The sequence below is a fragment of the Amycolatopsis sp. NPDC114505 genome (assembly GCF_055633615.1).
The window spans coordinates 779485-803547 of sequence record NZ_JBVKDV010000004.1 but is presented as its reverse complement, the minus strand read 5'-3'; the positions used below and the strand labels follow the sequence as shown (position 1 = coordinate 803547).

The following is a 24063-nucleotide window of genomic DNA, read 5'->3' as shown; positions in this document are numbered from 1 at the left end:
ACAATTCGAGGGTGCCCGTACTGCGTTCCGACTCCGCCACCTCGATCGATCCGGCCTTGCCGGAGAGCGCGCTGAAGGGGCTCGGCAGCAGAACCTTCGGGGTCTACGTGCACGTCCCGTTCTGCGCGACACGCTGCGGTTACTGCGATTTCAACACCTACACGGCCGGTGAGCTCGACTCCGGCTCGTCGCCGCAGTCCTGGCTCGAAGGGCTGCGGCGCGAGCTGGAGCTGGCCGCGAAGGTCCTGGTCGTGCCGCCCGCCGCGGACACCGTGTTCGTCGGCGGCGGCACGCCGTCGCTGCTCGGCGCCGAGGGCCTCGGCTCGGTGCTCGACGCCGTCCGCGACGTCTTCGGGCTCGCCCCGGGCGCCGAGGTGACGACGGAGTCGAACCCGGAGTCGACGTCGCCGGAGTTCTTCGCCGGGATCCGCGAAGCCGGCTACACGCGCGTCTCGCTCGGCATGCAGTCGGCGGCGCGGCACGTGCTGAAGATCCTTGACCGCGTGCACACCCCGGGCCGGCCGGGCCAGGCCGCCGCCGAAGCGCGCGCGGCCGGGTTCGAGCACGTGAACCTCGACGTGATCTACGGCACGCCCGGCGAGCGCCCGGACGATCTCCTCGCGACGCTCGACGCCGTGCTGGCCGCCGGCGTCGACCACGTGTCGGCGTACGCGCTGATCGTCGAGGAGGGCACGGCGCTGGCCCGCCGGGTGCGCCGCGGGGAGCTGCCCGCGCCGGACGACGACGTGCTGGCCGCGGACTACGAAATGATCGACGCCACGCTGTCGGCGGCCGGGCTGCGCTGGTACGAGGTGTCGAACTGGGCGGCGAACGACGCCGCCCGCTGCCGGCACAACCTCGGCTACTGGCGCGGCGACGACTGGTGGGGCGCCGGGCCGGGCGCGCACAGCCACGTCGGCGGCGTGCGCTGGTGGAACGTCAAGCACCCGGCGCGCTACACCGCGCTGCTGGCCGCCGGCGAGTCGCCCGCGGGCGGGCGCGAGGTGCTCACCGACGACGACCAGCACCTCGAGCGGATCATGCTCGAACTGCGTGTCGCCGAAGGACTTCCGCTCGACGTCCTGGATGAGCCGGGCCTCGCGGAGGCCAGAGCGGCGGCGGCCGAGGGCCTGCTCGATCCGGCCGCTTTGGACTCCCGCGGCCGCGCGGTGCTCACCGACCGCGGACGGCTGCTGGCCGACGGCGTCGTGCGGCGGCTCGCGGGCTGACGGGATTAAATCCGGGGACCTCCTGGTTGCTTGTATAGAGCAACGACTTTTCCAGGAGGGCCCATGGCGCGCGCGATCAGGTTCGACGAGTACGGCGACGTGGAGGTCCTGCGGGTCGAGGACGTGCCGCGGCCGGCACCGGGACGGGGGCAGGTGCTCGTCGAGGTCCGCGCCGCCGGGATCAACCCGGGTGAGGCTTCGATCCGGCGCGGGCTCCTGCACGAGCGGTTCCCGGCGACGTTCCCGTCCGGGCAGGGCAGCGACTTCGCCGGCGTCGTCGCGGAACTCGGCGAAGGCGTCGAGGAGATCGCGGTCGGCGACGAGGTGATCGGCTTCGTCCACACGCGATCGAGCCACGCGGACTACGTCGTGGCGGAGGCTTCGGACCTCACGCCGCGGCCGGACGGGGTGTCGTGGGAGGCCGCCGGCTCGCTGTTCGTCGCCGGCACCACCGCCTACGCCGCGGTGGCCGCGGTGTGCCCGCGCGAGGGGGACACGGTCGTCGTCTCGGGTGCGGCCGGCGGGGTCGGATCGCTGGCCGTCCAGCTCGCGAAGCTGGCCGGCGCCACGGTGATCGGCCTGGCCGGGGAAGCGAACCACGACTGGCTGCGCTCGGTCGGGGCGGTCCCGGTCTCCTACGGCGACGGCGTCCTCGAGCGGATCAAGGAAGCCGCTCCGGACGGCGTGCACGCGTTCGTCGACACCTTCGGCTCCGGCTACGTCGACCTGGCGCTGCACCTGGGCATCCACCCCGGCCGGATCGACACGATCATCGACTACGAAGCCGCCGCGAAGTACAACGTCAAGACCGAGGGCAACATGGCCGGCGCGTCGGCCGAGGTGCTGCGCGAGCTGAGCCTGCTGGTGGGCAAGGGACTTCTCGAGGTGCCGATCGCGCGCGTCTATCCCCTCGCCGAGGTGCACGACGCCTACCGCGAGCTGGAGCAGCGGCACACGCGCGGCAAGATCGTCCTGCGGCCCTAGTTCTTGGCCGCCACGACTTTCAGGCCGGCGAGGTAGATGTCGAGGGCGAACTCGAGGCGTTCGGTCGCGGTCTCGGCGGAGAAGAACTCGCCGACGTGCAGCATGTTCGGGAACGCCTCGGGCGGCAGCGACCGCATGTACGCCACCATCTGCTCGCCGCGTTTCGCGGTGTCGGCTTCGTCGATGTCGCCCCAGGTCCAGCCGCTGGCTTCGTAGGCGTACGCCTTGGCGTAGAGCGCCAGGGCGTCGCCGGCGAAGGTCGCCTGCTTGAGCGTCAGGCCGCCCGCGCGCAGCAGTGCCAGCATCGCCTCGCCCTGCCGCAATGAGCTGGGCGTGACCGGCACGGCGATGTCCCACGCCACCCGCGCGATGCCGGGGTGGGCGACCATCACCCGGATCTGACCGCGGACCAGTTCCTTCACCTGCTCGTCCCAGCGCGCCGGGTCCGGCTTCGGGATCGGCGCTTCGGCGAGCACGGCGTCGAGCATCAGCTCCGCCAGCTCGTCTTTGTTGGCGACATGCGCGTAGAGCGACGCGGGTCCCGTCTCCAGCTCCTGCGCGACCCGTCTCATCGTGACCGCTTCGAGCCCCTCCTTGGCCAAGATCTCCAACGCCGTCTTCACGACGAGCTCCTGGGAGAGCGCGGGTTTCGCGGCGCGACGGCGCGGTGCGCTGCGCCACGGCGGTGGGGGAACGGTCACGCGAACACTGTACTTGACGCGAACGCCGTTCGTATGTAGAACGGTGTTCGTAAGACGAACAGCGTTCGCAAAAGGGGATCTCATGACCACGACCACCGCCGAAGCCGACGTCCGCGCCGTGCTCGGCCGCCTCACCGAGGCCTGGAACTCCGCCGACGCCACCGCGTACGGACGGCTCTTCACCGAGGACGCGGACTACGTGACGTTCTTCGGGCTCAACTTCCCCGGCCGGGAAGCGATCGAAAGCTCGCACCGGGCCCTCTTCGAGGGGCCGCTCAAGGGCTCCAAGCTGACCGGGCAGCTCGGCGCGGCGGCGAAGGTGCGGTTCGTCCGTCCGGACGTCGCCGTGGTCGTCGCCGGGGGCGGCTCTTCGGTCACCGGGGCGGACACCACCGACGCGGGCCGCGAGTCGACCGTCAGCTTCGTGCTCGTCCAGGAGGACGGCGAGTGGCTGATCACGGCGTTCCAGAACACGCGCGTATCGGATCCGCGCGGGTGAAAACGCTTGCGGAGGCGTCGGGGGTCGTCGCGCGCCCGCCGGCCGAGGTGTTCGAGGACGTGCGGCGTCGGGTGACCGGGGGCGGCCATCCGATGCGGACGGAGGTCGACGCCGAACGGGGGTTCCTCGCGGTGCAGGGCGGCTGGTGGTACCGCGGGGAGTACCGCGTCACGCCCCATCCGGGCGGCGCGCGCGTCGAGCACCGCGTGGTCAACGCGGCCACCTGGGGACGCTGGGGAGTCCCGCTGGCCAACCGGTTCTTCGTCGGGTTCCGCGCGAAGACAGCCGCCGGTTTTGCCCGGATGATCGAAGAACTGGGGCGGCCCGATGGCCAGGAGCCGGAATCTGCGCGTACGGTGCTTAGGTAACCCTTAGTACCTGAGCGAGGAGTTGGCCGATGGCCGAAGCACCCCGGCGGTCCGGACGGCCCGCGGTGAAACTGCGCGTGCTGCGCACCGAGCGGCTGACCCCGCACATGATCCGGATCGTCGCGGGCGGCGAGGGCATCGCCGATTTTCAGCCCAACGAGTTCACCGACGCGTACGTGAAGGTGCTGTTCAAGGTCCCGGGCGTCGAGTACCCGGAGCCGTTCGACGTCCAGGAGTGCCGGGCCACGCTGCCGCGGGAGCACTGGCCGCGGATGCGGTCCTACACCGTCCGGGCGTTCGACCCGCAGGCCGGCGAGCTGATCTTCGACTTCGTCCACCACGGCGACGAAGGCATCGCCGGCCCGTGGGCGGCCGCGGCCCAGCCCGGTGACGAGCTGCTGCTGTCCGGCCCCGGGGGCGCGTACGCGCCGGGCACCGAGGCGGACTGGCACCTGCTGGCCGGCGACGAAAGCGCGTTGCCGGCCATCGCGGCGTCGCTCGAAGCGCTCCCGGCGGGCGTCGCGGCGCACGCCGTGATCCTCGTCGAGAACGCCGACGAGCAGCAGCCGCTTTCCACGAAGGCCGACGCGCAGATCACGTGGCTGCACCGCTCGTCCGGTGGCGACGTCGCCGCGGCGGTGCGGGAGCTGCCGTGGCGCTCCGGGGTGGTCCAGGCGTTCGTGCACGGCGAGGCGGGGTTCGTCCGCGAGCTGCGGCGGTACCTGCTCGACGAGCGCGGGATGCAGCGTGAGCTGCTGTCGATCTCGGGGTACTGGCGCGCCGGGAAGAACGACGAAGCCTGGCGTGAAGAGAAAGCGGCCGAACGGGCTCGCGAGAAGTAATCTCGCCGACATGGCGAACCTCAAGGTGGACGTCGACCCGGCCGAAGCCGGATTCGACGCGGACCGGCTTTCCCGGATGGACACCCATTTCGACCGGTACGTCGAGGATGGACGGCTACCGGGGTGGCTCGCGGTGGTGAGCAGGCACGGCCGGATCGTGCACGTCGGCAGCGGCGGGCACAGCGACGTCGAAGCGGGCACGCCGGTGGAGACCGACACGCTGTGGCGGATCTTCTCGATGACGAAGCCGATCACGTCCGTCGCGGCGATGATGCTGGTCGAAGACGGCCTGCTGGAGCTGGACGACCCGATCTCGCGGTGGCTGCCGGAGTTCGCGTCGCCCCGGGTGTTCGTCAAGGGCTCGGCGCTGCGGCCGGTGACCGAACCGGCTACGCAGCCCATCCGCGTCTGGCACCTGCTGACCCACACGGCCGGTCTGACATACGGCTTCCACCACGGCCACCCGGTCGACGCGATCTACCGGGCGGCGGGGTTCGAGTGGGGGACGCCGCCGGGTCTGGACCTGGCGGCGTGTTCGGAGCAGTGGGCGTCGCTGCCGCTGCTGTTCCAGCCGGGCGCGGAGTGGAACTACTCGATCGCGACGGACGTCTTGGGGCGGCTCGTCGAGGTCGTTTCGGGGCAGTCCTTGGACGAGTTCTTCTCGTCGCGGATCTTCACGCCGCTGGGCATGACGGACACGGGGTTCGTGGCTTCTTCGGTCGCTCGCTTGGCCGCGCTGTACGTGCCGGATCCCGCTACCGGCCGTGCTACGCGGAACGAAGCGTTCGGCGCTCTCGGAAAGTCCAGCCCGGACTGCCTTTCCGGCGGCGGCGGTCTGGTTTCCTCGGCATCGGACTATTGGCGTTTCACGGAGATGTTGCTGCGCGGCGGAGCATTGGACGACGTCCGGCTGCTCTCCCCGCGAACGGTGGCGCTGATGGCGTCGAACCACCTGCCGGGCCACGTGGACCTGGAGGAGTACGGCCGGCCGTTGTTCGCGGAGATGCCGTTCGACGGGCACGGGTTCGGGTTGGGGTTCTCGGTACTGGAGGACCCGGTGAAGGCACGGACGTTGTCGTCGGCGGGGGAGTTCGCCTGGGGCGGCGCGGCGTCGACGGCGTTCTGGGTGGATCCGGACGAGGACGTGACGGTGGCGTTCTACACGCAGCTGCTGCCGTCGAGCACGTATCGGCTGCGGTCGCAGCTGCGGCAGCTGGTTTACCAGGCACTGCTGGACTGATCGGCGTCCATTCGGGTGACGGGCGGTATCGGCTGACCTGGTCAAGCCGGTACCGCTTTTGGCGGACGTGCTGATGAGGCAAAGTGTGACCCGTGCTCGAAGACCCGATCCACTGGCGAAAGTTGGTCCGCGAATACGCGACGTTGACGCAGTCGCCGCCGGACCGAAGGCAGACTCGCGGTCAGCGCTTCAACGGGCTGATCGCGGAGTTGTTCACGGCGTTCGGTATCAGGGCCAAGGCGGACCAGCGAAGCGTGGGCGAAATCGATGTGACGTTCAAACATGCGGGACGGCACTTCATCCTCGAAGCCAAGTGGGAGCAGCGCAAGACTTCGACCGGGCCCATCGCCAAGCTGCAGCGGCGTGTGGAACAACGGATGATGGGGGTCACCGGCGTCTTCCTGTCGATGGGTGGGTATACCCCGGCTGCGCTCGAAGAGATCGACAAGGGCAGGCGGCTGGACTTGGTTCTTTTGGACCAGGAGCACTGGGAGGCGATGCTCAGTGGGTTCGTCCCACCAGCGGAATTGCTGGATCTGGTCACCGAAAAGGCTTCCTTCGACGGAAGCGCCTACACGCCGCTGCGCGCTCTTCTCGACCAGAAGACACCGGTGCCAGTTTTGAGTTTCGGCCAACAAGAGATGCCGAGTCTCCCGACTTTCACGTCTGAGGCAGGTCACGTCCGAGCCGAGGAAGGCGCGGTCGACTTCGAGTCCACGCGCCTGGGCATTTCTCCGGATCACAACGACAAGGTTCTCGTCACGGCGGAGTATGGCGTCTTCTCGGTCGACCTCGAGAACCGCGCAGCCACTTGGGCAGCAGCGGTCAGCGGCTGCGACGGCGCCGCGCTGCGATCCGGAACCGCGGTCGTGGTGCACCGTGCTCACGGAGTAGCGCGTTGCGAGGACGGCGCGGTGGAAGTCGTGTCTATGGGTGGGGCCGCAAGCGAGAATGCGCAGTTGGTGCACGACAGTCGAGGGGCGGTGTGGTGCTTCGATCCAGGGTCGGTCGGCAAGAATCATGGTGCGCCGGCCACAGTTATCGCGATCTGCGGCCGGCTCGGGACGGAGAGCGAACGTGAAGTTCCCTACCATCCAGCTGCAGCGACCGGTGCCACATGGGTGAACGATGCTGATTTGGTCCTGGCTGGAGAACCGGACTTCGTCCTGGTATCGAAGGCAAGTGATTCGCCGCGGCGATGGGCTCTGCCAAGTTCGCATCCAGTGACGACGGTGGCGGTCGATGCCTCGCACACCGTATCGCTCGCCAAGGACGCGTCGCTGTGGGTGACCGACGTCCGCAATGGGCACAGTGCTCTTCTCGGCCGAGTTAAAGATATCGAGATGCTCGACGGCCAAGTGGCGAGGGCTTCTTCGTCCTCCGTTCACGTTGCAGTTCGTTATCGTGGTCCAGGAGGCAAGAGCCGAGTTTCCCTGATGTGCGTGCGCGCTGAAGGAGAGTGGCTGCCGCCTGACTTGGTGACCGGTGCCGTCGCCGGCAAAGAAAGTACTGCTCCGGCTGTGCGGGAGACCAAGCCTGTTCCCGAAGTCCTGCAGAGAAGCCGACGAGTCGTGGAAGCGTCTCCTATAGTCGGCTCCGGTGCCGCGTCGAGCGCTCAATCGGTGTCCGATGATGCGCGGCTCGCCGATCGCCGTCGAGGTGAGCGCGAAGCGATCGCTCTGGCGGAGAAGCTTCCGCTGCACGTCCTTGAAGGAGCCGTGCAAGTGAGTTTCGATGTTGCGCGCTGGTTGAAGCCTCTGCGAGAGTATTGGCAAGGTATCGCCTCCGGTCAGGCATCTCAAGCCGTCTTGCCCGACTGGCTCCCGGCGATCGCCCATCACCTCGGCTCCTACGCGGCTCCGGAGGAGACGCTTGAATCGCATTTCACTCCGACGCCCTCGTACGTGCTCGGCTTCTCGGCCGGGCTGCGCGAGGTCTGGGTCTCGCTGGTCCAGCGAGGATTTGTGCCCGGTGATGTGAACGTGCTGAGCCACTGGCTGGCCCAGACGACTGGTTCGCCGGCGCGACCCCAGGGGTTGATGACCCCGAAGGAAGTGCGCGCCCAGTCCTACAAGGCGAAGGGACGGGCATCGTGGCGATGGACTGTCCGGATCGCGTTGTGGCTGTTCACAGCCTTTTTCGCGATCGGAACGATCATCGCGATCGAACTCACCGTGACAGACGGCTGGCCGGATCACTCTTTCGGCAACGCGCTGGGCGGGGATCTTTTCTACGGATTGCCCTTTGTGGTCTTGCTGTTCTTCACGATCCGAGACTTGAAAAAGCTGCGCCGTAAGTCCGGACGAGGCCAGACCTGAGCATGCCAAGGAACGAGGTGCCCGGCCTGGATCGGTGCGATCACGTGGTCTGTTACGGATTCCGCTGAAAGAACGAAAACCCCGGCCTCGACACCGGCGCCTCGGGATGATCCCGAAGCTGTACCTCCGCCTCCGCGACCCCCTCAGCGATCACCCGGCGCCCCCGTGCGTAGTCCAGCAGCTCCGCCACCGGACGGTTGTCCGCCGAATACACCGCCGTGAACCGCTCGAACCCGCGCTCCAACGCCGCCAGCCCCAGCATGTGCAGCAACGCCGAGGCCAGCCCCACCCGGCGCCATGCCGGGGCCACCGCTATCGCCACCTCCGCCATCCGCCGGCCCGTTGCCTCGTAGCGGGCCACCGCCACCCCCGGGCCCTCCGCTGACCTGGCCACCAGGGCGAACCGGCGCTCGTAGTCCAGCACCGTCAGGCGCTCCAGCAGCTGGGGCGTCACGCGCGGAGCCGAGCCGCAGAACCGGCGGCGAAGCGTCTCCGGGTCCGCGTTCCGGATCGCTTCGCCCAGCTCCGGTGCGTCCTGGGGTGTCAGCGGGCGGACCCACACCCGGCGGCCGTCCCGGAGGAGGAGTGTGCGGTCGAAACCCGGCGGCGGCTGCGTCACCGAACCACCCTAGCGGCCGCCCGATCGGGCGGGGGCCGGTTCCCGAAAAACGAGTACGTTGGCAGCAAAGGGTTTCCAGGGGAGGGGCGGCCATGCGGCGGATCGGGATCGTCGGAGCGGGGCAAGCGGGGCTCGTCCTCGGCATCGGGCTGCGGCAACGCGGTTACGACGTCACGATCTTCGCCGAACGCCCCGCCGAAGCCGTGCGCGACGGGCGTCTCGTCTCCAACCAGTGCCTCTTCCACCCCGCCCTCGAACGGGAACGCGCCCTCGGCATCGACTTCTGGGAGGCGCCGCCCATCCGCGAAGTCGCCTTCGCCGCCGCCGGTGAGGGCTCCGAGCCCGCCATCTCGTGGCGCGTCGGGCTCGACCGGCCCGCGCAGTCGGTCGACCAGCGCGTCAAGGTCGCCGACTGGATGACCGAGTTCGACCGCCTCGGCGGCGACCTCCGCCTCCGCCGCGCCACCCCGGCCGACCTCGACGACTGCGCCCGCGAGTTCGAGCTGCTCATCGTCGCGGCCGGGCGGGGCCCGCAGTTCGACGCGCTCTTCCCGCGTGACGACGAACGCTCGCCCTACCGCGAGCCGCAGCGCGCGATCGGCATCTGCTACGTCGCCGGCGCGCTCGACGCCGTGCCGGGGCTCACCTTCGGCATGGCGCCGGTCGGCGAGTTCTTCCTGCTGCCCGTGCTTTCGGTCCACGGCCCGGTGCACGGCATCGGCTTCTTCGGCCTGCCCGGCGGCCCGATGGACGTCTGGGACGGGTCACCGACGTCGGCCAGCACTACGAGACCGCGCGGAAGCTGCTGCGCACGCACTACCCGTGGCAGGCGGAGCTGCTCGACAACGCCCGTCCCGTGGCGCCGACCGAGATGCTGCACGGCCGGATCACGCCGATCGTGCGGCACCCGGTCGGCGCCCTGCCGTCCGGGGCGAAGGTCCTCGCGATGGGTGACACCGCGGTGACCAACGACCCGGTCGGCGGCCAGGGCGCCAACATGGCCGCCCGCGCGGCGCGGGCGTACCAGGAGGCCATCGTCGAACGCGCCGACCGGCCGTTCGACGAGGAGTTCATGCACGACGCCTTCGCCCGCTACTGGCAGCACGCCCGGCACGCGGCGCGCTTCAACAACGACCTCCTGGCCCCGCCCCCGCCCCACGTACTGGCCACTTTGGACACCGCGCAACGCGTTCCCGAAGTGGCGCACCGCTTCGCGCACCTCTTCGAGAACCCGGCCGACTACGCAGGCTGGCTGGGCGATCCCGAAGCGGCGATGGCGTACCTTCAGTCGAAGGGACCCCGGTCCGGAGCGCAGAGCGCACCCCGGGCGGGCACCGAACCGGCGACGAAGTAGCGGTCGAGCGAGGCGTCGACGCACGCGCTCTTGCCGCGCGAACCGTGGCCGTACGTGTCGAGGGTCAGCAGGCGCGCGTTCGCCAGCAGCTTCTCGGTCCGCTGGGCTCCGGCGTACGGCGTCTCCAGGTCACCCTGACGGTTGGCGAGGAGCAGGATCGGCGCCGTCGGCCGGTTCCACGGACCCGCGTAGCGGCCGGTGTCCGAGACGTCCCACGTGGCGCAGGGGAGCGTCTTGTAGACGTCGTACGCGCCGAAACCACGTCCGACCTGGTCCGCGCGCCGGGCGTAGTCCCACCACACGGCCGGATCACGCGGGTTCGCCGCGTCCGAGCACAGCGTCGCGCCGCCGCCCAGCAGGGAGTCGACGTCCGGCGGGCCGCCCGCCGCGGCCGGGGCGCGCGACGCCGGATCCGCCAGCGCCTGCAGGAACGCCGCCAGCCGCGGCGCGGCCTGCGCGTCGGTCAGGTAGTCGTGGATCGTGGCGATTGCGCTCTGGTAGGTGACGGCGACCTGCTTCCCGGCCGTGTCGGTCACCGTGACCGGGCCGGCTTCGAGCCGGTCCAGGATCGCGTCGTAGTCGAACGGGCAGCGCGACGCGCAGGCGTCCAAAAAGGACTGAAGCGCGCGCGGTCCGTCTTCGTAGCCCCGGAGCCGGTAGCTCATCGGACCGGTGCCGGTCGACCAGCGCACCGGGTCGTCGACGGCGTCGAGCGCGAGCGAGCCGACGCGGCCGGGGAACAGGTTGGCGTAGGTCTCGCCGAGGTAGGTGCCGTACGACTTGCCGTAGTACCGCAGCTTCTGCTCGCCGAACGCCGCCCGCAGACGGTCGAGGTCACGGGCGATCGTGCCGGTCGAGAGGTGGTTCGCCAGCGGGCCCGCGTTCTGCTCACACAGGTCGGTGACGGTCTGCGTGTCCGCGATCTGCTGCTGCTCGGCCGCGCGCGTCAACGGAAAAGTGCCGAGCGCCCGCTGCAACACTTCGAGCTGCGACGGGTCGGTGAAGCAGTGGATCTTCGAGCTGGCCCCGACGCCGCGCGGGTCGAACCCGACGATGTCGAAGCGCGCGTGCAGCTGTGGGGTGAGCGCCGGGGCGAACCGGCCGGACGAGCCGGGGCCGCCGGGGTTGTAGAAGATGGTGCCCAGTTTGTGAGCCTGGTCGGTGGCGGGCAACCGGCCGACGGCGATGGACACCGTACCGGCGGACGGGTCCTGATAGGACAGTGGGACGTCGAGGTGGCCACACTGGTATCCGGCGGCGCACGAGTCTTCCCAGACGATTCCGGCGGGGCTCGCCGCGGCCGCGGGCGCACTCAAGGCGACCACACCCGCGACGGCCCCCAGAGCCAGCGCAGCACGGAGTTTCGGAGAATTCATGGGCCCGATCGTCCCGCCACCGGGACCGGGGGCGCGCTGGTGCGCACCCCCGGAACCGGGGTAGGGCGAGCCCTACGCGGTGAGCTTCGGGATGATCTGCGAGCCGTAGGACGCCAGCGTCGCCTCGCGGTCGTCGTGCATCAGGTACAGCGAGAACTGGTCCACGCCCAGCTCCGCCAGCTCCTGCAACCGCTCGACGTGGGCCGATGCCGGGCCCAGCAGGCAGAACCGGTCGACGATCTCGTCCGGGACGAACTCCGTCGACGGGTTGCCCGCCTTGCCGTGGTGGCTGTAGTCGTACCCCTCGCGCTCGCGGATGTAGTCGGTCAGCTCCTTCGGCACCGCACCCGACGAGCCGTAGCGCGCCACCAGGTCGGCGACGTGGTTGCCGACCATCCCGCCGAACCAGCGCAGCTGTTCGCGCTGGTGCGCCAGGTCGTCGCCGACGTACGCCGGGGCCGCGACGCAGATCGTGATGCCGCCGGGATCGCGCCCGGCCGCGCGGGCCGCGTCACGGACCGCGCCGATCGTCCAGCGCGCGATCGCCGGGTCCGCGCACTGGAGGATGAAGCCGTCGGCGTGTTCGCCGACGGTCTTCAGCGCCTTCGGCCCGTACCCGGCCATCCACATCTCGAGCCTGCCGTTGCGGATCCACGGGATCTGCACGGTCGTCTCGTTCATCTCCACCGCACGGCCTTCGGCGAGGTCCTTCACCACGCGCATGCAGTCGCGGACGGTGGCCAAAGTGGACGGTGGCTTCCCGACGACCCGGTGCGCCGAGTCGCCGCGGCCGATCCCGCAGACGGTCCGGTTGCCGTACATGTCGTTGAGCGTGGCGAACGTCGACGCCATCACCGACCAGTCGCGCGTCCCGGGGCTGGTCACCATCGGCCCCACGACCAGCGACGACGTCGCCGCGAGGATCGCCGAGTAGATGACGAACGGTTCCTGCCACAGCACGCAGGAGTCGAACGTCCAGCCGTAGCGGAACCCGGCGTCCTCGGCGTCCTTCATCAGCCGCACGACGTCCCGCGCGGGCGGGTCCGTCTGCAGCACGATCCCGAAGTCCATGACTCCCTCAGTTCAAGTACTGGTTCAGGTCGCGCGAGAGGAACTTCCCGTGCGACGTCGACCCGGTGAACCCGTCCGGCGACACCACGACGCGCCCGCGCGACAGCACGGTGTGCACCCGGCCGGTCAGCTCAAAACCCTCGTACGCCGAGTAGTCCACGTTCATGTGGTGCGTCTCGGCGGACAACGTCTGGGTCGCCGTCGGGTCGTAGATGACGATGTCCGCGTCCGAACCCGCCGCGATGACGCCCTTGCGCGGGTACAGCCCGAACATCCGCGCCGGCGTCGCCGAACACGTCTCGACCCAGCGCCCGAGCGTCAGCTCACCCGCGACGACGCCCTGGTGCAGCAGGTCCATCCGGTGCTCGACCCCCGGCATGCCGTTCGGGATCGCCCGGAAGTCGCCGCGGCCCAGCTCCTTCTGGTCCTTGAAGCAGAACGGGCAGTGGTCGGTCGACACCACGGACAGGTCGTTCGTCCGCAAGCCGCGCCACAGGTCGGCCTGGTGCGACTTCTCCCGCAGCGGCGGCGACGCGACGTACTTGGCGCCTTCGAAGTCCGGCTTGGCCAGGTCCTCAATGGACAGATACAGGTACTGCGGACACGTCTCGGCGAAGACGTTCTGACCGTCATTGCGTGCCTCCGCGACCGCCGCAAGCGCTTGCGACGCCGAAAGGTGCACGATGTACAGCGGCGAACCGGTGACCTTCGCGAGCTGGATCGCCCGCGACGTCGCCTCGCCTTCCAGCTCCGGCGGACGCGTGAGGCCGTGCTGCACCGGGTCGGTGTTGCCCGCGGCCACGGCCTGCGCGGCCAGCTGGTCGATCGCGATGCCGTTCTCCGCGTGCATCATGATCGTGGCGCCGATCTCGCGCGCCTTCTGCATGGCCAGCAGGATTTCGCCGTCGGTCGAGTAGAACACGCCCGGGTAGGCCATGAACATCTTGAAACTGCCGACCCCGGCGCCGACGCAGGCCTCCATCTCCTTCAGCGACTGGTCGTTGACGTCGGAGACGATCATGTGGAAGCCGTAGTCGATGGCGCAGTTGCCGTCGGCCTTGGTGTGCCACTTGTCCAGTGTGGACAGCAGCGAGGTTCCCTTGGCCTGCACGGCGAAGTCGATGATCGTCGTCGTGCCGCCCCAGGCCGCCGCCGTGGTGCCGGTCGAGAACGAGTCGACGGAGTGCGTGCCGCCGAACGGCATCTCCATGTGCGTGTGCGCGTCGATGCCGCCGGGCAGCACGTACTTTCCGGTGGCGTCGATCGTCTCGTCGCCGGAAAGCGTCCCGGGTGCCCCGACGGCGGCGATGGTCTCGCCGTCGACGAGGACGTCCGCGGAGATCGCTCCGGACGGTGAGACGACCTGGCCGCCCGTGATGAGCGTGGTCATCAGGCCTCCGTGAGGGGGCCGTAGGTGTCCGGCCGGCGGTCGCGGTAGAACGCCCACAGGTCCCGGACCTCGTCGAGCAGCGTCATGTCGAGGTCGCGGATGACGACCTCGTCGTCGGTGTCGGACGCGGCGTCGCCGATCAGCTGCCCGCGCGGGTCGGCGAAGTACGTCTGGCCGTAGAAGTCGTTGTCGCCCAGCGGTTCCACGCCGACGCGGTTGATCGCGCCGACGAAGTACTCGTTGGCCACCGCGGCCGCCGGCTGCTCCAGCTTCCACAGGTACTGCGACAGGCCGCGGCTGGTCGCCGACGGGTTGAACACGATCTTCGCCCCGGCCAGGCCCAGCGCGCGCCAGCCCTCCGGGAAGTGCCGCTCGTAGCAGATGTAGACGCCGATGCGGCCCACGGCGGTGTCGAACACCGGGTAGCCCATGTTCCCGGGCCGGAAGTAGAACTTCTCCCAGAAGCCCTTGACCTGCGGGATGTGGTTCTTGCGGTGCTTGCCGAGGTACGTGCCGTCGGCGTCGATCACCGCGGCGGTGTTGTAGTAGACGCCCGGCTGCTCGACCTCGTACATCGGCACGATCAGCACCACGCCGTGGCGCTCGGCGACCTCCTGCATGAGCTTGGTCGTCGGCCCGTCCGGGATGCCCTCGGTGTAGGAGTAGAACTCGGTGTCCTGCACCTGGCAGAAGTAGGGTCCGTAGAACAGTTCCTGCAGGCAGACGACCTGGGCGCCCTGCGAGGCGGCGGTGGCGATGTGGTCGACCGCCGCCTTGGTCATGGACTCCTTGTCACCCGTCCACCGCTGCTGGATCAATCCGGCTCGGACCACGCTCACTGGCTTCCTCCTTGTTGGACGATGCGGACAGGGCGGCGAAGACGACGAACGCGCCGACGAAGCCGACCACCCAGTTGTAGTCGTAAAGCGGCTTGAGGAACGGGATGAGCCCGCCGGTGGGGAACGGTCCGCCGTAGGCGCCGCCGACCGCGAGCAGGGCTCCCACCAGCGTCGCGACCAGCGCGCGCCAGTTCCAGCCGCCGCTGAACCAATACACCCCATCGGGTGTGTACAGGTCCTTGAGACGCAGCTTGGTGCGGGCGATCACCCAGTAGCCCGCGACGAGCACCCCGGCGACCGCGCCGAGCAGGCCGCCGTAGAAGCCGAGCCACGCGAAGATGTAGATGTTCGGGTCGGAGTAGAGCCGCCACGGCTGGATCAGGACGCCGATGACACCGGTGATGCCGCCGCCGATCGCGAACGTGATCTTCTTCGGGAAGGCGTTCGAGAAGTCGTAGGACGGGCTGACGACGTTGGCCGCGAGGTTAGCCGAGATCGTCGCCAGCACCAGCGCGACCAGCGCCACGACGACCACGACCGGGCTGGCGAACTTGTCGGCCAGCTGCGCCGGGTCCCAGATGTCCTCGCCGTAGAGGACGTGCCCGCCCGACGTCGTCAGGATGGCGACGATCGCGATGAACGTCATGGTCGTCGGCAGGCCGAGGATCTGGCCGCGGACCTGCTTGCGCTGGCTGCCGCCGAAGCGCGTGAAGTCCGGCATGTTGAGCGACAGCGTCGACCAGAACGCGATCATCGCCATCAGCGACGGCGCGAACACCTTCCAGAAGTCCGGGCCCCAGCCGAGCTTGCCGCCGTCGGACAGGATCGGGCCGAGCCCGCCCGCCTTGACCAGCACGTACCCGAGCATGATCAGGAAGCCGACCGACACCAGCGGCGCCGTCCAGTTCTCGAACCGGCGGACGGCCTCCATGCCGCGCCAGATGATCAGCATCTGGCCGATCCAGAAGACGACGAACGACAGCCAGAGCGTCCAGTGCTGCCCGGCGACCATCGGCGCGTCCCGCCACCACGAGCCGAGCAGGCGCCCGAGGATGACGTAGATGGCTTCACCGCCGACCCACGTCTGGATGCCGAACCAGCCGCACGCGATGAACGCGCGCAGCAGCGCGGCCAGGTTGGCGCCGCGCAGGCCGTAGAACGCGCGGGCGAACACCGGGAACGGGATGCCGTACTTCGTGCCGGCGTGGCTGTTGAGCAGCATCGGCGCGAGCACGACGAGGTTGCCGATGGTGATCGTGATCAGCGCCTGCACCCAGTTCATGCCGAGCGCGATCAGCGACGCGGCCAGTGCGTAGCTGGGGATGTTGTGGGCCATCCCCATCCAGAGCGCGAAGTAGTTGTAGGTGGTCCAGGTCCGTTTTGCGACGGGGACGGGGGCCAGCTCTTCGTTGAAGAACCGGCTGCCTTCGAGAGACCCGACGTCGGCGGGGTCGAGCTCGACCCGGCCGTCGTCGTGCACGCGCTGGTCTGCGGGTGTCGGCGCCATTGCGGAATCCTGCGCGCCGCGTTGTGGCCGGGGCAACGGCAGACTGTTCACTCTTCCCTGATCAGGAGTGCAGACTGTCGATTGCGCGAACGGGCGCCGGGGTGCATGACCTGCGTCACACATCTCGCCGTCACGAACCGGCAAAGCGGGTGAAACGTCTCCACAGGATCTTCACACTTCGCGCGGACCCTCTCCACCGCCGATCCCTAAGGTCGTCCCCATGGAAGCAGGAGTGCGGCGGGTGCTCGTCGTCGAGGACGACGTCACGATCGCCGCGTCGATCGCGGCCCGGCTGCGGGCCGAGGGGTTCAGCGTCGACGTCGCCCACGACGGGCCGGCCGCGGTCGAAGCGGACACGGCCGTGGAGCCGGATCTCGTGGTGCTGGACGTCATGCTCCCGGGCTTCGACGGCCTGGAGGTCTGCCGCCGGATCCAGGGGCGGCGGCCGGTGCCGGTGCTCATGCTGACCGCGCGCGCCGACGAGACGGACATGCTGGTCGGGCTGGGGGTCGGCGCCGACGACTACCTCACGAAGCCGTTCTCGATGCGGGTGCTGACGGCCCGGGTGCACGCGCTGCTGCGGCGGGTCGAGCGCTCGTCTTCGGTCATGGGCACGCGGATCGTGCTCGGCGATCTCGAGATCGACGTCGACCAGCGGCGCGTCGCGCGGGCCGGCGTGGCGGCGCAGCTGACGCCGATCGAGTTCGACCTGCTGGTGCACTTCGCGCGGCGGCCGCGGGTGGTGCAGCCGCGCGAACGGCTGTTGTCGGAGGTGTGGGACTGGGACGTCCACAGCACGTCCGCGGGCACCCGGGCGGTCGACAGCCACATCAAGGCGCTGCGGCGGAAGCTCGGCGCCGACCTCATCCGGACGGTGCACGGCGTCGGGTACGCGCTGGAGGCGGGATCGTGAAGGCGCTGCTGGTCAGGGTGGTCGAGCTGCTGCCGCGGCCGCTGGACGGCGTCCGGTCGATCAAGCTGAAGCTGGCGATCCTGATGGTCGCGTCCGGCGGGGTCGCGTTCGCGTTCTTCAACTGGCAGATCGGCTGGCTGCCACCCAGGACGACGATCACGGCGATGGTGCTGGCGCTGGTGTTGTCGCAGGTGCTGGCCCACGGGATGACCCGGCCGCTGCGCGAGATGACGGGCGCGGTGCGGGCGATGGCGAAGGGCGACTACACGCGTCGCGTCCGGGCCACCACGCGGGACGAGGTGGGCGAGCTGGCGCAGGCGTTCAACCTGATGGCGGGCGACCTCGGCGACGCGGATCGGCAGCGCCGCGAGCTGATCGCGAACGTGTCGCACGAGCTGCGGACGCCGATCACGGCGTTGAGCGGAGTGCTGGAGAACCTGGTCGACGGCGTCGAAGATCCCGATCCCGCCACGTTGAAGACGGCGCTGCAGCAGACCGAACGACTGGCGACGCTGGTGGACGAGCTGCTGGATTTGTCTCGCCTCGACGCGGGGGCGATTCCGTTGCACAAGACGTCGTTTTGCCTTTCGGTGCTGCTTTCCGAAGCGGTGTCGGAGGCGGCGCTGGTGCGCGGGGTGACGTTCTCGGTGGCGGTTTCCCCACCGGACGCGGAGGTGACGGCGGACCGCGGCCGGCTGTTCCAGGTGGTGGCGAACCTGCTGGAGAACGCGGCCCGCCACGGCCCGGCGGGCGGCTCGGTGCGGGTGCTGGCCGAGGTCCGGCCGGGCGAGATCCGGATAGACGTGTGCGACGAGGGTCCGGGGATAGCCCCGGCGGACCGCCTGAGGGTGTTCGAGCGGTTCACGCGCGGCGAGCGGCCATCCGGCGGCGGGACGGGGCTGGGGCTGGCGATCGCGCGGTGGGCGGTGGAGCTGCACGGCGGGACGATCGGGGTGGTTTCGCCCGAAGCCGGGGTCGGAAGCCGGATCCGGGTGACGTTGCCGACGGGCTGACGTTCTCTTGGGGACTGACTGAGAGGGCCGTGCGGGCCATGACATTTGCGAACGCGAACGAGAGTTGAGGAACATGCCGAAGAGCAGGATCGGTGAGCCCGACGAGCCGGGCGCGGACAAGCGGGTGCCGCGGGGCAAGCGATCGGCGGGGGTGGCTTCACCCGAGCCGGGGTCGGCGGGGGAGGCGCCGTCCGGTCGGTTCGCGAGGGCATCCTCGGTCCGAGCCGCATTGGAGGCAGCGGGCGGTGGCGAGCCGGGCGATCCGGCCGGATCCGCGCAGGCGGCAAGAGGCGGGGCGCGGGCCGGCCGAGTCGCTGGGGGTGGCTCGGCTGGATCCGCTGGTGCGGCAGGAAGCGGGGCGCGGGTCGGCCGAGTTGCTGGGGGTGGCTCGGCCGGTCCCGCAGGTGCGGCAGGCGGCGGGGCTTCATTCGAACCCACAGCTGGGGAAGCCTGGACCGGCGGTGTCGCCGTCGCGGCTCCTCCCGTTCTCATGCGGCCGATCCCGCCTCCCAAGTCCGCCGTCGTCCCGCTCCCGCCCGCCGTTCTCCCCGCCGCCGGGCTAGCCGGGGTCGCTGCCGCTCTCGTGCTCCCCGTCGACCGGCCCGGCGTCGGATGGCTGCTCGCCGGAGTGGCCGTCACCCTCGCCGTCTTCCTCGCCGATCGGCGCTCGGCGGACGGCTCCGGGTCCTTCACCTGGGGCAGCGCCGGCTGGGCCTTCCTCACCCTCGCCCTGCTCGGGATGGGCGCCGTGCGGGCCTCCGGGTGGCTGTTCGTCCTCTGTGTGCTCGGCGCCTTCGTCACCGGGTCGCTCGCCGTCGTCGGGAAGCGGACCGTCAACTCCATCGTCTACGACATGCTCGCCGTCCCGCTCGAAGCCCTGCGCGCCGTTCCCTGGGCCGGGCGCGGGGTCGGCCGGTTCGCCGCCCGCCGGGACGGTGTCGCCCGGCGGATCGGGCTCGCCGTGCTCGCCACCGCCGCGCTCGTCGCCGTCTTCGTGCCGCTGCTCGCCAGTGCCGATGCCGCCTTCGCCGCCGTGGTCAACGCCGTCGTCCCCGATCTCAGTCTCGACGTCCTCGTGCGGTGGTGCTGTGTGTTCCTCGTCGTGGCGCTGCTCGTCGCCGGGGCCTGCTACTTCCTCGCCGCACCAGCGCATCGCGCGGAAACAGACCGTCCATACCGGACCAAGTACGGTCTGGAGTGGACACTCCCGCTGACCGTCCTCGTCCTGCTGTTCAGCGTGTTCGTCGGCGTTCGGCTGGTCGTCCTCTTCGGCGGGACCGGGTACGTCCTGCGCACCAGCAACCTCACCTCCGCCGAATACGCCCGCGGCGGCTTCTGGCAGCTGTGCGCCGTCACCGTGCTGACGCTGGCCATCGTCGCCGCGGCCTTGCGCTGGGCGCCGAACGTCACGAAGGCCGACCGGCTCCGCCAGCGCGTCCTGCTGGGCGCCCTGAGCGCGTTGAGCCTGGTGCTCGTCGGGTCGGCGCTGAGTCGCATGTGGACCTACCAGGAGGCCTACGGCTTCACCGTCCTGCGGCTGCTGGTCGAGGTCTGCGAACTCTGGTTCGGTGCCGTGTTCGTGCTGGTGGCGGCGTCGCTGCTCAAGCTTCGCTCGGCGTGGCTGCCGCGCGCGGCGATCGGCACCGCCGCCGCGGCGCTGCTGGTGCTCGCCGTGCTCGACCCGGAACGCCTCATCGCCGACGCCAACCTCGACCGCGCGGCCGCCGGGAAACCCCTTGACCACCGCTACCTGGCCGGGTTCTCCGCCGACGTCGTCCCGGTGGTGTCGGCCCGGCTGCCGGAACCGCTCCGCAGCTGCGTACTGCGCCAGGTCCTCGCCGGCGACACCCCCGACGGCTGGCCCGCCTGGAACCTCAGCCGCTCGGCGGCCCGCGACGTGACTCTCGGCAACTGCTGAACCGCCGGCGCGGGCTGTGCGTAGTTAAAAGCATTGCGCGGGAGCCACCGGGCCGTCGTGGGGGCGGCCCGGCGGCTTCCGCGCGCCAAGCCCTCAGAAGGCGAAGACGTCGTCCGAGTCGCGGTCCGCGGCGCAGCGGTTCGGGAACGACGTCCGGTACGACACCGGCTTTCCCCGCCAGGTGCCGACGACCGTCACGTCGACCGGGGCGTAGATCAGCGTGCACGCCTGGTGCTTCGCGGTGATCCGCGAGAAGTCGCCGCCGACGCCCGAAAGCACGTCGCACGCCTTGTCGCGCTTGGGGTGCGTGCCGCCGGTCGGGTCGCACGTCAGCACCACCGAGCCGATCCGGTTGGCGGTGTCGTGGCTGGTCAGCTGCAACGTCGACGCCGGCGGCTGCGCCGGCGCGAGGCAGCTCAGGCTCATCAGGCAGGCAGCGAAGGGGAGTAGGGCCATATCGGTTCCATCGGCAGCCCGAGGTCGATCACTGTGCTCCCCGTCCGGGTGAGTCTTCTTCCCTCGGCCGGGTGAGGTCCAGCGACAGCAACGCCACGTAGAGCGAGAGCATCGACTCCGGGTCCTCCAGCCGGACGCCGAGGACCTGCTCGATCCGGGCGAGCTGCTGGTAGTACGCCGTCCGCGAGGTGTGCGCCGCCGCCGCGGCCGCCGACTTGTTGCCGCCCTGCTCGCAGTAGTGCCGCAGCGCCTGCACCAGCCGGCTGCCGGACGCCGCGTCGCGCTGGAGCAGCGGCCCGAGCTCCCGCACCGCGAACGCCGTCACGCGCTCGTCGCCCGAAAGCAGGTGCAGCAGGCCGCGCAGGCGGACGTCCGACAGCCGGTGCAGCACGCGCTCGGCGCCCGCGCCCAACGCCGCCGCCGCGACCTGGCCGGCCTCCAGCAGCGTCCGGCCCGCTTCGGCGGGCGACGACACCGTCGTGCCGACCGCGAGCACGCCGGGCGCGCTGCCCCTGGCCTCGTGGACGTCGGTGGCGAGCCGGTGCAGCACGGTGTCGGCGTTCGCCTCCGGCGACAGCGCGATCAGCGCGCGCACGCCGAGGTCGTCGGTCGCCACCAGCGCCGACACCTTCGCGCGGCGGGCCGCGAGCACCGTCGCCTCGGCGAGTTCGCGCAGCACCGGCGGCGTCGAAAGAGCGGGACGGCTGCCGACCAGCCGAGGCCGGACCGCGAGCCCGACCAGCTGCCGCCCGGTCAGCGGCACGGCCAGTGCCGAGGCCCGCGCCAGCAGCTCCGCCGTCGGGGCCGGCGACGCGAGCAGCTCGTGCAGCACGGCCCGATGGGCTTGGCGCTCCAGGCTGTCGGAGTCCTTGGCCACGAGCCGGTGCACGGCCAGCGCCGACGCGGCCCGCTCGGCGACCACCTGGTGGCGGCGCGGCGGCTGGTCGGCGCAGACGACCACGAGGCGTCCCCAGTCGTGCCCGCGCGCGCCGACGACGGTCACCAGCCAGCCCGAGCCGGGGTGGTAGCCGGTCCGCTCGCCGACCTGGACCACCCGCGACCGGGCCGGCCAGCCGGTGAGCAGCTCGGCCGGGTCGGCGCCCGCCGCGTCGTAGGCGAGGACCTCGTGCGACAGCGTCTCCAGCACCACCGGCTGCTCGGTCAACCGGGCGACTTCGCCCAGGACGACGCCGGGTTCGGCGCCCGCGACCGTCAGCGCGGTGAACGTCTCGTGCACGCGCTCGGCGGCGCGCAGCTCGGCGACCTGGGCGTCGACGATCTGGCCGTTCACCGCCTCGGTGACGCTCACGTACCGGGTCTCGCGCGAGAGCGTCACCAGCGGCAGGCCGTGCTTCTCCGCCGACTCGACCAGCGCGGCGGGCAGCTTGTCGCTCCAGTGCCGGACCAGTTCGATCACCAGGCCGGCGGCGCCGACCCCGGCCAGGTCGGCGACGTACCGGGCCAGCGCCGGGCCGTCGTCGGGCAGCGCGACGCCGGTCGTCAGCACCAGCTCGCCGCCGCGCAGCAGGTGCGCGATGTCGGCGACCTCGGCGACGTGCGCCCAGCGCACCGGGGCGTCGAGCCCGGACGAGCCGGCGACGACGTGCGGGCGGCCCTGGCGCAGCACCGGCAGCGCGAGCACCTCGGCGACGGTCGGGTACATGGCTCCTCGGGTCTGATCGGCAGGGACAGACTGTACGGCCGGGACGGTGACTCCGTACACGTTGTCGATGGCGGTGGCGTGGCGCCCGACCGGAGACTCGCAGAAGACGTCCCCGAGCCGAGGAGTGCCCGCCGTGACCGACCGCATCAGCCACTGGATCGACGGCAAGCCGTTCACCGGGACCGCCGGGCGTTCGGGCGAGGTGTTCGACCCCGCCACCGGGCAGGTCCGGGCGCACGTCGACTTCGCCGGCGACGCCGAGGTCGAAGCGGCCGTCGCCGCGGCCAAGGCGGCGCTGCCGGGCTGGCGCGGGACGTCACTGGCCGGCCGGACGCGGGTGCTGTTCGCCTTCCGCGAGCTCCTGGTGGCGCGCAAGCACGAGCTGGCGAAGATCGTCACGAGCGAGCACGGCAAGGTCGAGTCCGACGCGGCGGGCGAGGTCGCGCGCGCGATCGAGAACGTCGAGTACGCGTGCGGCGCGGCCCAGCTGCTCAAGGGCGGGTTCAGCGAGAACGCGTCCACCGGCGTCGACGTCTACTCGATCGCGCAGCCGCTCGGCGTGGTCGGGGTGATCTCGCCGTTCAACTTCCCGGCGATGGTGCCGCTCTGGTTCGTCCCGAACGCGCTGGCCTGCGGCAACACCGTCGTGCTCAAGCCGAGTGAGAAGGACCCGTCCGCCGCGCTGTTCATCGCCGAGCTGTTCGCCGAAGCCGGGCTGCCCGCGGGCGTGCTGAACGTGCTGCACGGCGACAAGGTGGCGGTGGACGGCCTGCTGACGCACGCCGACGTCAAGGCGATCTCGTTCGTCGGGTCGACGCCGATCGCGCGCTACGTCTACGAAACCGGCACCGGGCACGGCAAGCGCGTGCAGGCGCTCGGCGGCGCGAAGAACCACATGGTCGTGCTGCCGGACGCGGACCTCGACCTGGCCGCGGACGCCGCGGTGTCGGCCGGGTTCGGCTCGGCGGGCGAGCGCTGCATGGCGGTGTCGGTGGTCGTCGCGGTCGACCCGATCGGCGACGAGCTGGTGCGCAAGATCACCGAGCGGATGTCGGTGCTGCGCGTCGGAGACGGTCGTGACCCGTCGTCCGAGATGGGCCCCCTGGTGACGTCGGCCCACCACGCGCGGGTTTCGTCCTATGTGGACGCCGGGGTGTCGGCGGGCGCGTCGCTGGTGGTGGACGGGCGCGGCATCGAGGTTTCCGGTGCCCCGGACGGCTTCTGGCTCGGCCCGACGCTGTTCGACCACGTCCGCCCGGAGATGTCGATCTACACCGACGAGATCTTCGGCCCGGTGCTGTCGGTGGCGCGCACGGCGTCCTACGACGACGCCCTGGACCTGATCAACGCGAACCCGTACGGCAACGGCGTGGCGATCTTCACCGGCGACGGCTCGTCGGCGCGGCGCTTCCAGAACGAGGTCGAGGTCGGCATGGTCGGGGTGAACGTCCCGATCCCGGTCCCGGTGGCGTACTACTCGTTCGGCGGCTGGAAGGACTCGCTGTTCGGCGACAGCCACGCGTACGGGCCGGAGGGGTTCCACTTCTTCACCCGGACGAAGGTCGTGACGTCGCGGTGGCCGGACCGGTCGCACGCCGGGGTGAACCTGGGCTTCCCGCGCAACTCCTGAGGTTCGCGGTCCGGCCGAGGGGGACCCTGGCGGTGTCCCCCGGCGGCGAGAACACGGGACTGCCGTTCCGGCGACGCCCCCTGGCGCCCGCTGCCTGTCCACAGCAGGCGGGCATTGTGGACAACTCGGCCCG

At 70.5% G+C, this 24063-nt stretch carries 22 protein-coding genes; 13 read left to right on the top strand and 9 right to left on the bottom strand.

All coding sequences use genetic code 11. The annotated features are described in order from the left end of the window. Positions 1–11: 11 nt before the first annotated feature. Together hemW and ACZ7OU_RS41510 are read left to right on the top strand one after the other, a co-directional pair. Positions 12–1229, top strand: coding sequence for a radical SAM family heme chaperone HemW (gene hemW, locus ACZ7OU_RS41515; RefSeq protein ID WP_470259505.1), 1218 nt, complete (start codon positions 12–14; stop codon positions 1227–1229). A 63-nt stretch (positions 1230–1292) separates the two neighbouring features. Further along, a complete protein-coding gene (locus ACZ7OU_RS41510) occupies positions 1293–2213 on the top strand; it encodes an NADP-dependent oxidoreductase (RefSeq protein WP_470259504.1) in 921 nt (306 codons plus the stop codon). Here ACZ7OU_RS41510 and ACZ7OU_RS41505 read toward each other — a convergent pair. Then, positions 2210–2914 (bottom strand): TetR/AcrR family transcriptional regulator, encoded by a 705-nt coding sequence (locus tag ACZ7OU_RS41505; RefSeq protein ID WP_470259503.1) that lies wholly within the window; start codon positions 2912–2914, stop codon positions 2210–2212. The genes ACZ7OU_RS41510 and ACZ7OU_RS41505 overlap by 4 nt on opposite strands. Positions 2915–2996: 82 nt before the next feature. Here ACZ7OU_RS41505 and ACZ7OU_RS41500 point away from each other — a divergent pair, with 82 nt between their 5' ends. The 5 genes from ACZ7OU_RS41500 to ACZ7OU_RS41480 all read left to right on the top strand — a co-directional run bounded on the left by ACZ7OU_RS41500 (position 2997) and on the right by ACZ7OU_RS41480 (position 8181). After that, positions 2997–3413, top strand: coding sequence for an SgcJ/EcaC family oxidoreductase (locus tag ACZ7OU_RS41500; RefSeq protein WP_470259502.1), 417 nt, complete (start codon positions 2997–2999; stop codon positions 3411–3413). Beyond that, the gene (locus ACZ7OU_RS41495) at positions 3410–3781 is read left to right on the top strand and encodes a hypothetical protein (RefSeq protein ID WP_470259501.1); all 372 of its coding nucleotides are present in this window, start codon (positions 3410–3412) and stop codon (positions 3779–3781) included. Before ACZ7OU_RS41500 ends, ACZ7OU_RS41495 begins: the two co-directional genes overlap by 4 nt. Before the next feature lie 29 nt (positions 3782–3810). Continuing rightward, positions 3811–4623 (top strand): siderophore-interacting protein, encoded by an 813-nt coding sequence (locus ACZ7OU_RS41490; RefSeq protein WP_470259500.1) that lies wholly within the window; start codon positions 3811–3813, stop codon positions 4621–4623. Positions 4624–4633: 10 nt separating this feature from the next. Continuing rightward, positions 4634–5863, top strand: coding sequence for a serine hydrolase domain-containing protein (locus ACZ7OU_RS41485; RefSeq protein ID WP_470259499.1), 1230 nt, complete (start codon positions 4634–4636; stop codon positions 5861–5863). Positions 5864–5955: 92 nt separating this feature from the next. Then, positions 5956–8181, top strand: coding sequence for a restriction endonuclease (locus ACZ7OU_RS41480; RefSeq protein WP_470259498.1), 2226 nt, complete (start codon positions 5956–5958; stop codon positions 8179–8181). Positions 8182–8233: 52 nt separating this feature from the next. Here the strand turns inward: ACZ7OU_RS41480 and ACZ7OU_RS41475 are convergent, their stop codons facing one another. Next, on the bottom strand, positions 8234–8800 hold the full coding sequence (locus ACZ7OU_RS41475; RefSeq protein ID WP_470245971.1) for a GNAT family N-acetyltransferase: 567 nt from the start codon (positions 8798–8800) through the stop codon (positions 8234–8236). Between the two features lie 92 nt (positions 8801–8892). Here ACZ7OU_RS41475 and ACZ7OU_RS41470 point away from each other — a divergent pair, with 92 nt between their 5' ends. Then, the gene (locus ACZ7OU_RS41470; protein WP_470259497.1) at positions 8893–9765 is read left to right on the top strand and encodes a styrene monooxygenase/indole monooxygenase family protein; all 873 of its coding nucleotides are present in this window, start codon (positions 8893–8895) and stop codon (positions 9763–9765) included. Next, positions 9747–10154 (top strand): hypothetical protein, encoded by a 408-nt coding sequence (locus tag ACZ7OU_RS41465; protein ID WP_470259496.1) that lies wholly within the window; start codon positions 9747–9749, stop codon positions 10152–10154. Before ACZ7OU_RS41470 ends, ACZ7OU_RS41465 begins: the two co-directional genes overlap by 19 nt. Here ACZ7OU_RS41465 and ACZ7OU_RS41460 read toward each other — a convergent pair. The 5 genes from ACZ7OU_RS41460 to ACZ7OU_RS41440 all read right to left on the bottom strand — a co-directional run bounded on the left by ACZ7OU_RS41460 (position 10085) and on the right by ACZ7OU_RS41440 (position 16337). Continuing rightward, the gene (locus ACZ7OU_RS41460; protein WP_470259495.1) at positions 10085–11530 is read right to left on the bottom strand and encodes an alpha/beta hydrolase; all 1446 of its coding nucleotides are present in this window, start codon (positions 11528–11530) and stop codon (positions 10085–10087) included. The two genes, ACZ7OU_RS41465 and ACZ7OU_RS41460, sit on opposite strands and share 70 nt — an antisense overlap. A 72-nt stretch (positions 11531–11602) precedes the next feature. Continuing rightward, positions 11603–12601, bottom strand: a complete 999-nt coding sequence (locus ACZ7OU_RS41455) for a TIGR03842 family LLM class F420-dependent oxidoreductase (RefSeq protein WP_470245974.1) — start codon at positions 12599–12601, stop codon at positions 11603–11605. Between the two features lie 7 nt (positions 12602–12608). After that, a complete protein-coding gene (gene hydA / locus ACZ7OU_RS41450; RefSeq protein WP_470259494.1) occupies positions 12609–13991 on the bottom strand; it encodes a dihydropyrimidinase in 1383 nt (460 codons plus the stop codon). Beyond that, entirely contained in the window at positions 13991–14773 is a 783-nt protein-coding gene (locus tag ACZ7OU_RS41445) for a nitrilase-related carbon-nitrogen hydrolase (RefSeq protein WP_470259493.1), read from the bottom strand. Before ACZ7OU_RS41445 ends, hydA begins: the two co-directional genes overlap by 1 nt. A 10-nt stretch (positions 14774–14783) precedes the next feature. Further along, positions 14784–16337, bottom strand: coding sequence for an NCS1 family nucleobase:cation symporter-1 (locus ACZ7OU_RS41440; protein WP_470259492.1), 1554 nt, complete (start codon positions 16335–16337; stop codon positions 14784–14786). A 220-nt stretch (positions 16338–16557) separates the two neighbouring features. On the opposite strand from ACZ7OU_RS41440, the gene ACZ7OU_RS41435 reads away from it, so the two are divergent. The 3 genes from ACZ7OU_RS41435 to ACZ7OU_RS41425 all read left to right on the top strand — a co-directional run bounded on the left by ACZ7OU_RS41435 (position 16558) and on the right by ACZ7OU_RS41425 (position 20181). Beyond that, positions 16558–17250: a response regulator transcription factor gene (locus ACZ7OU_RS41435; RefSeq protein ID WP_470259491.1), complete on the top strand. Its 693-nt coding sequence runs from the start codon at positions 16558–16560 to the stop codon at positions 17248–17250. Then, a complete protein-coding gene (locus ACZ7OU_RS41430) occupies positions 17247–18263 on the top strand; it encodes a sensor histidine kinase (protein ID WP_470259490.1) in 1017 nt (338 codons plus the stop codon). The genes ACZ7OU_RS41435 and ACZ7OU_RS41430 overlap by 4 nt, the downstream gene beginning before the upstream one ends. 583 nt (positions 18264–18846) lie before the next feature. Further along, positions 18847–20181 (top strand): DUF4153 domain-containing protein, encoded by a 1335-nt coding sequence (locus ACZ7OU_RS41425; RefSeq protein WP_470259489.1) that lies wholly within the window; start codon positions 18847–18849, stop codon positions 20179–20181. Between the two features lie 93 nt (positions 20182–20274). Here the strand turns inward: ACZ7OU_RS41425 and ACZ7OU_RS41420 are convergent, their stop codons facing one another. Further along, entirely contained in the window at positions 20275–20607 is a 333-nt protein-coding gene (locus tag ACZ7OU_RS41420) for an SSI family serine proteinase inhibitor (protein ID WP_470246485.1), read from the bottom strand. A gap of 58 nt (positions 20608–20665) precedes the next feature. Then, entirely contained in the window at positions 20666–22300 is a 1635-nt protein-coding gene (locus tag ACZ7OU_RS41415) for a PucR family transcriptional regulator (RefSeq protein WP_470245980.1), read from the bottom strand. A gap of 133 nt (positions 22301–22433) precedes the next feature. On the opposite strand from ACZ7OU_RS41415, the gene ACZ7OU_RS41410 reads away from it, so the two are divergent. Continuing rightward, positions 22434–23930, top strand: a complete 1497-nt coding sequence (locus ACZ7OU_RS41410; protein WP_470259488.1) for a CoA-acylating methylmalonate-semialdehyde dehydrogenase — start codon at positions 22434–22436, stop codon at positions 23928–23930. The last annotated feature ends 133 nt before the right edge of the window (positions 23931–24063 follow it).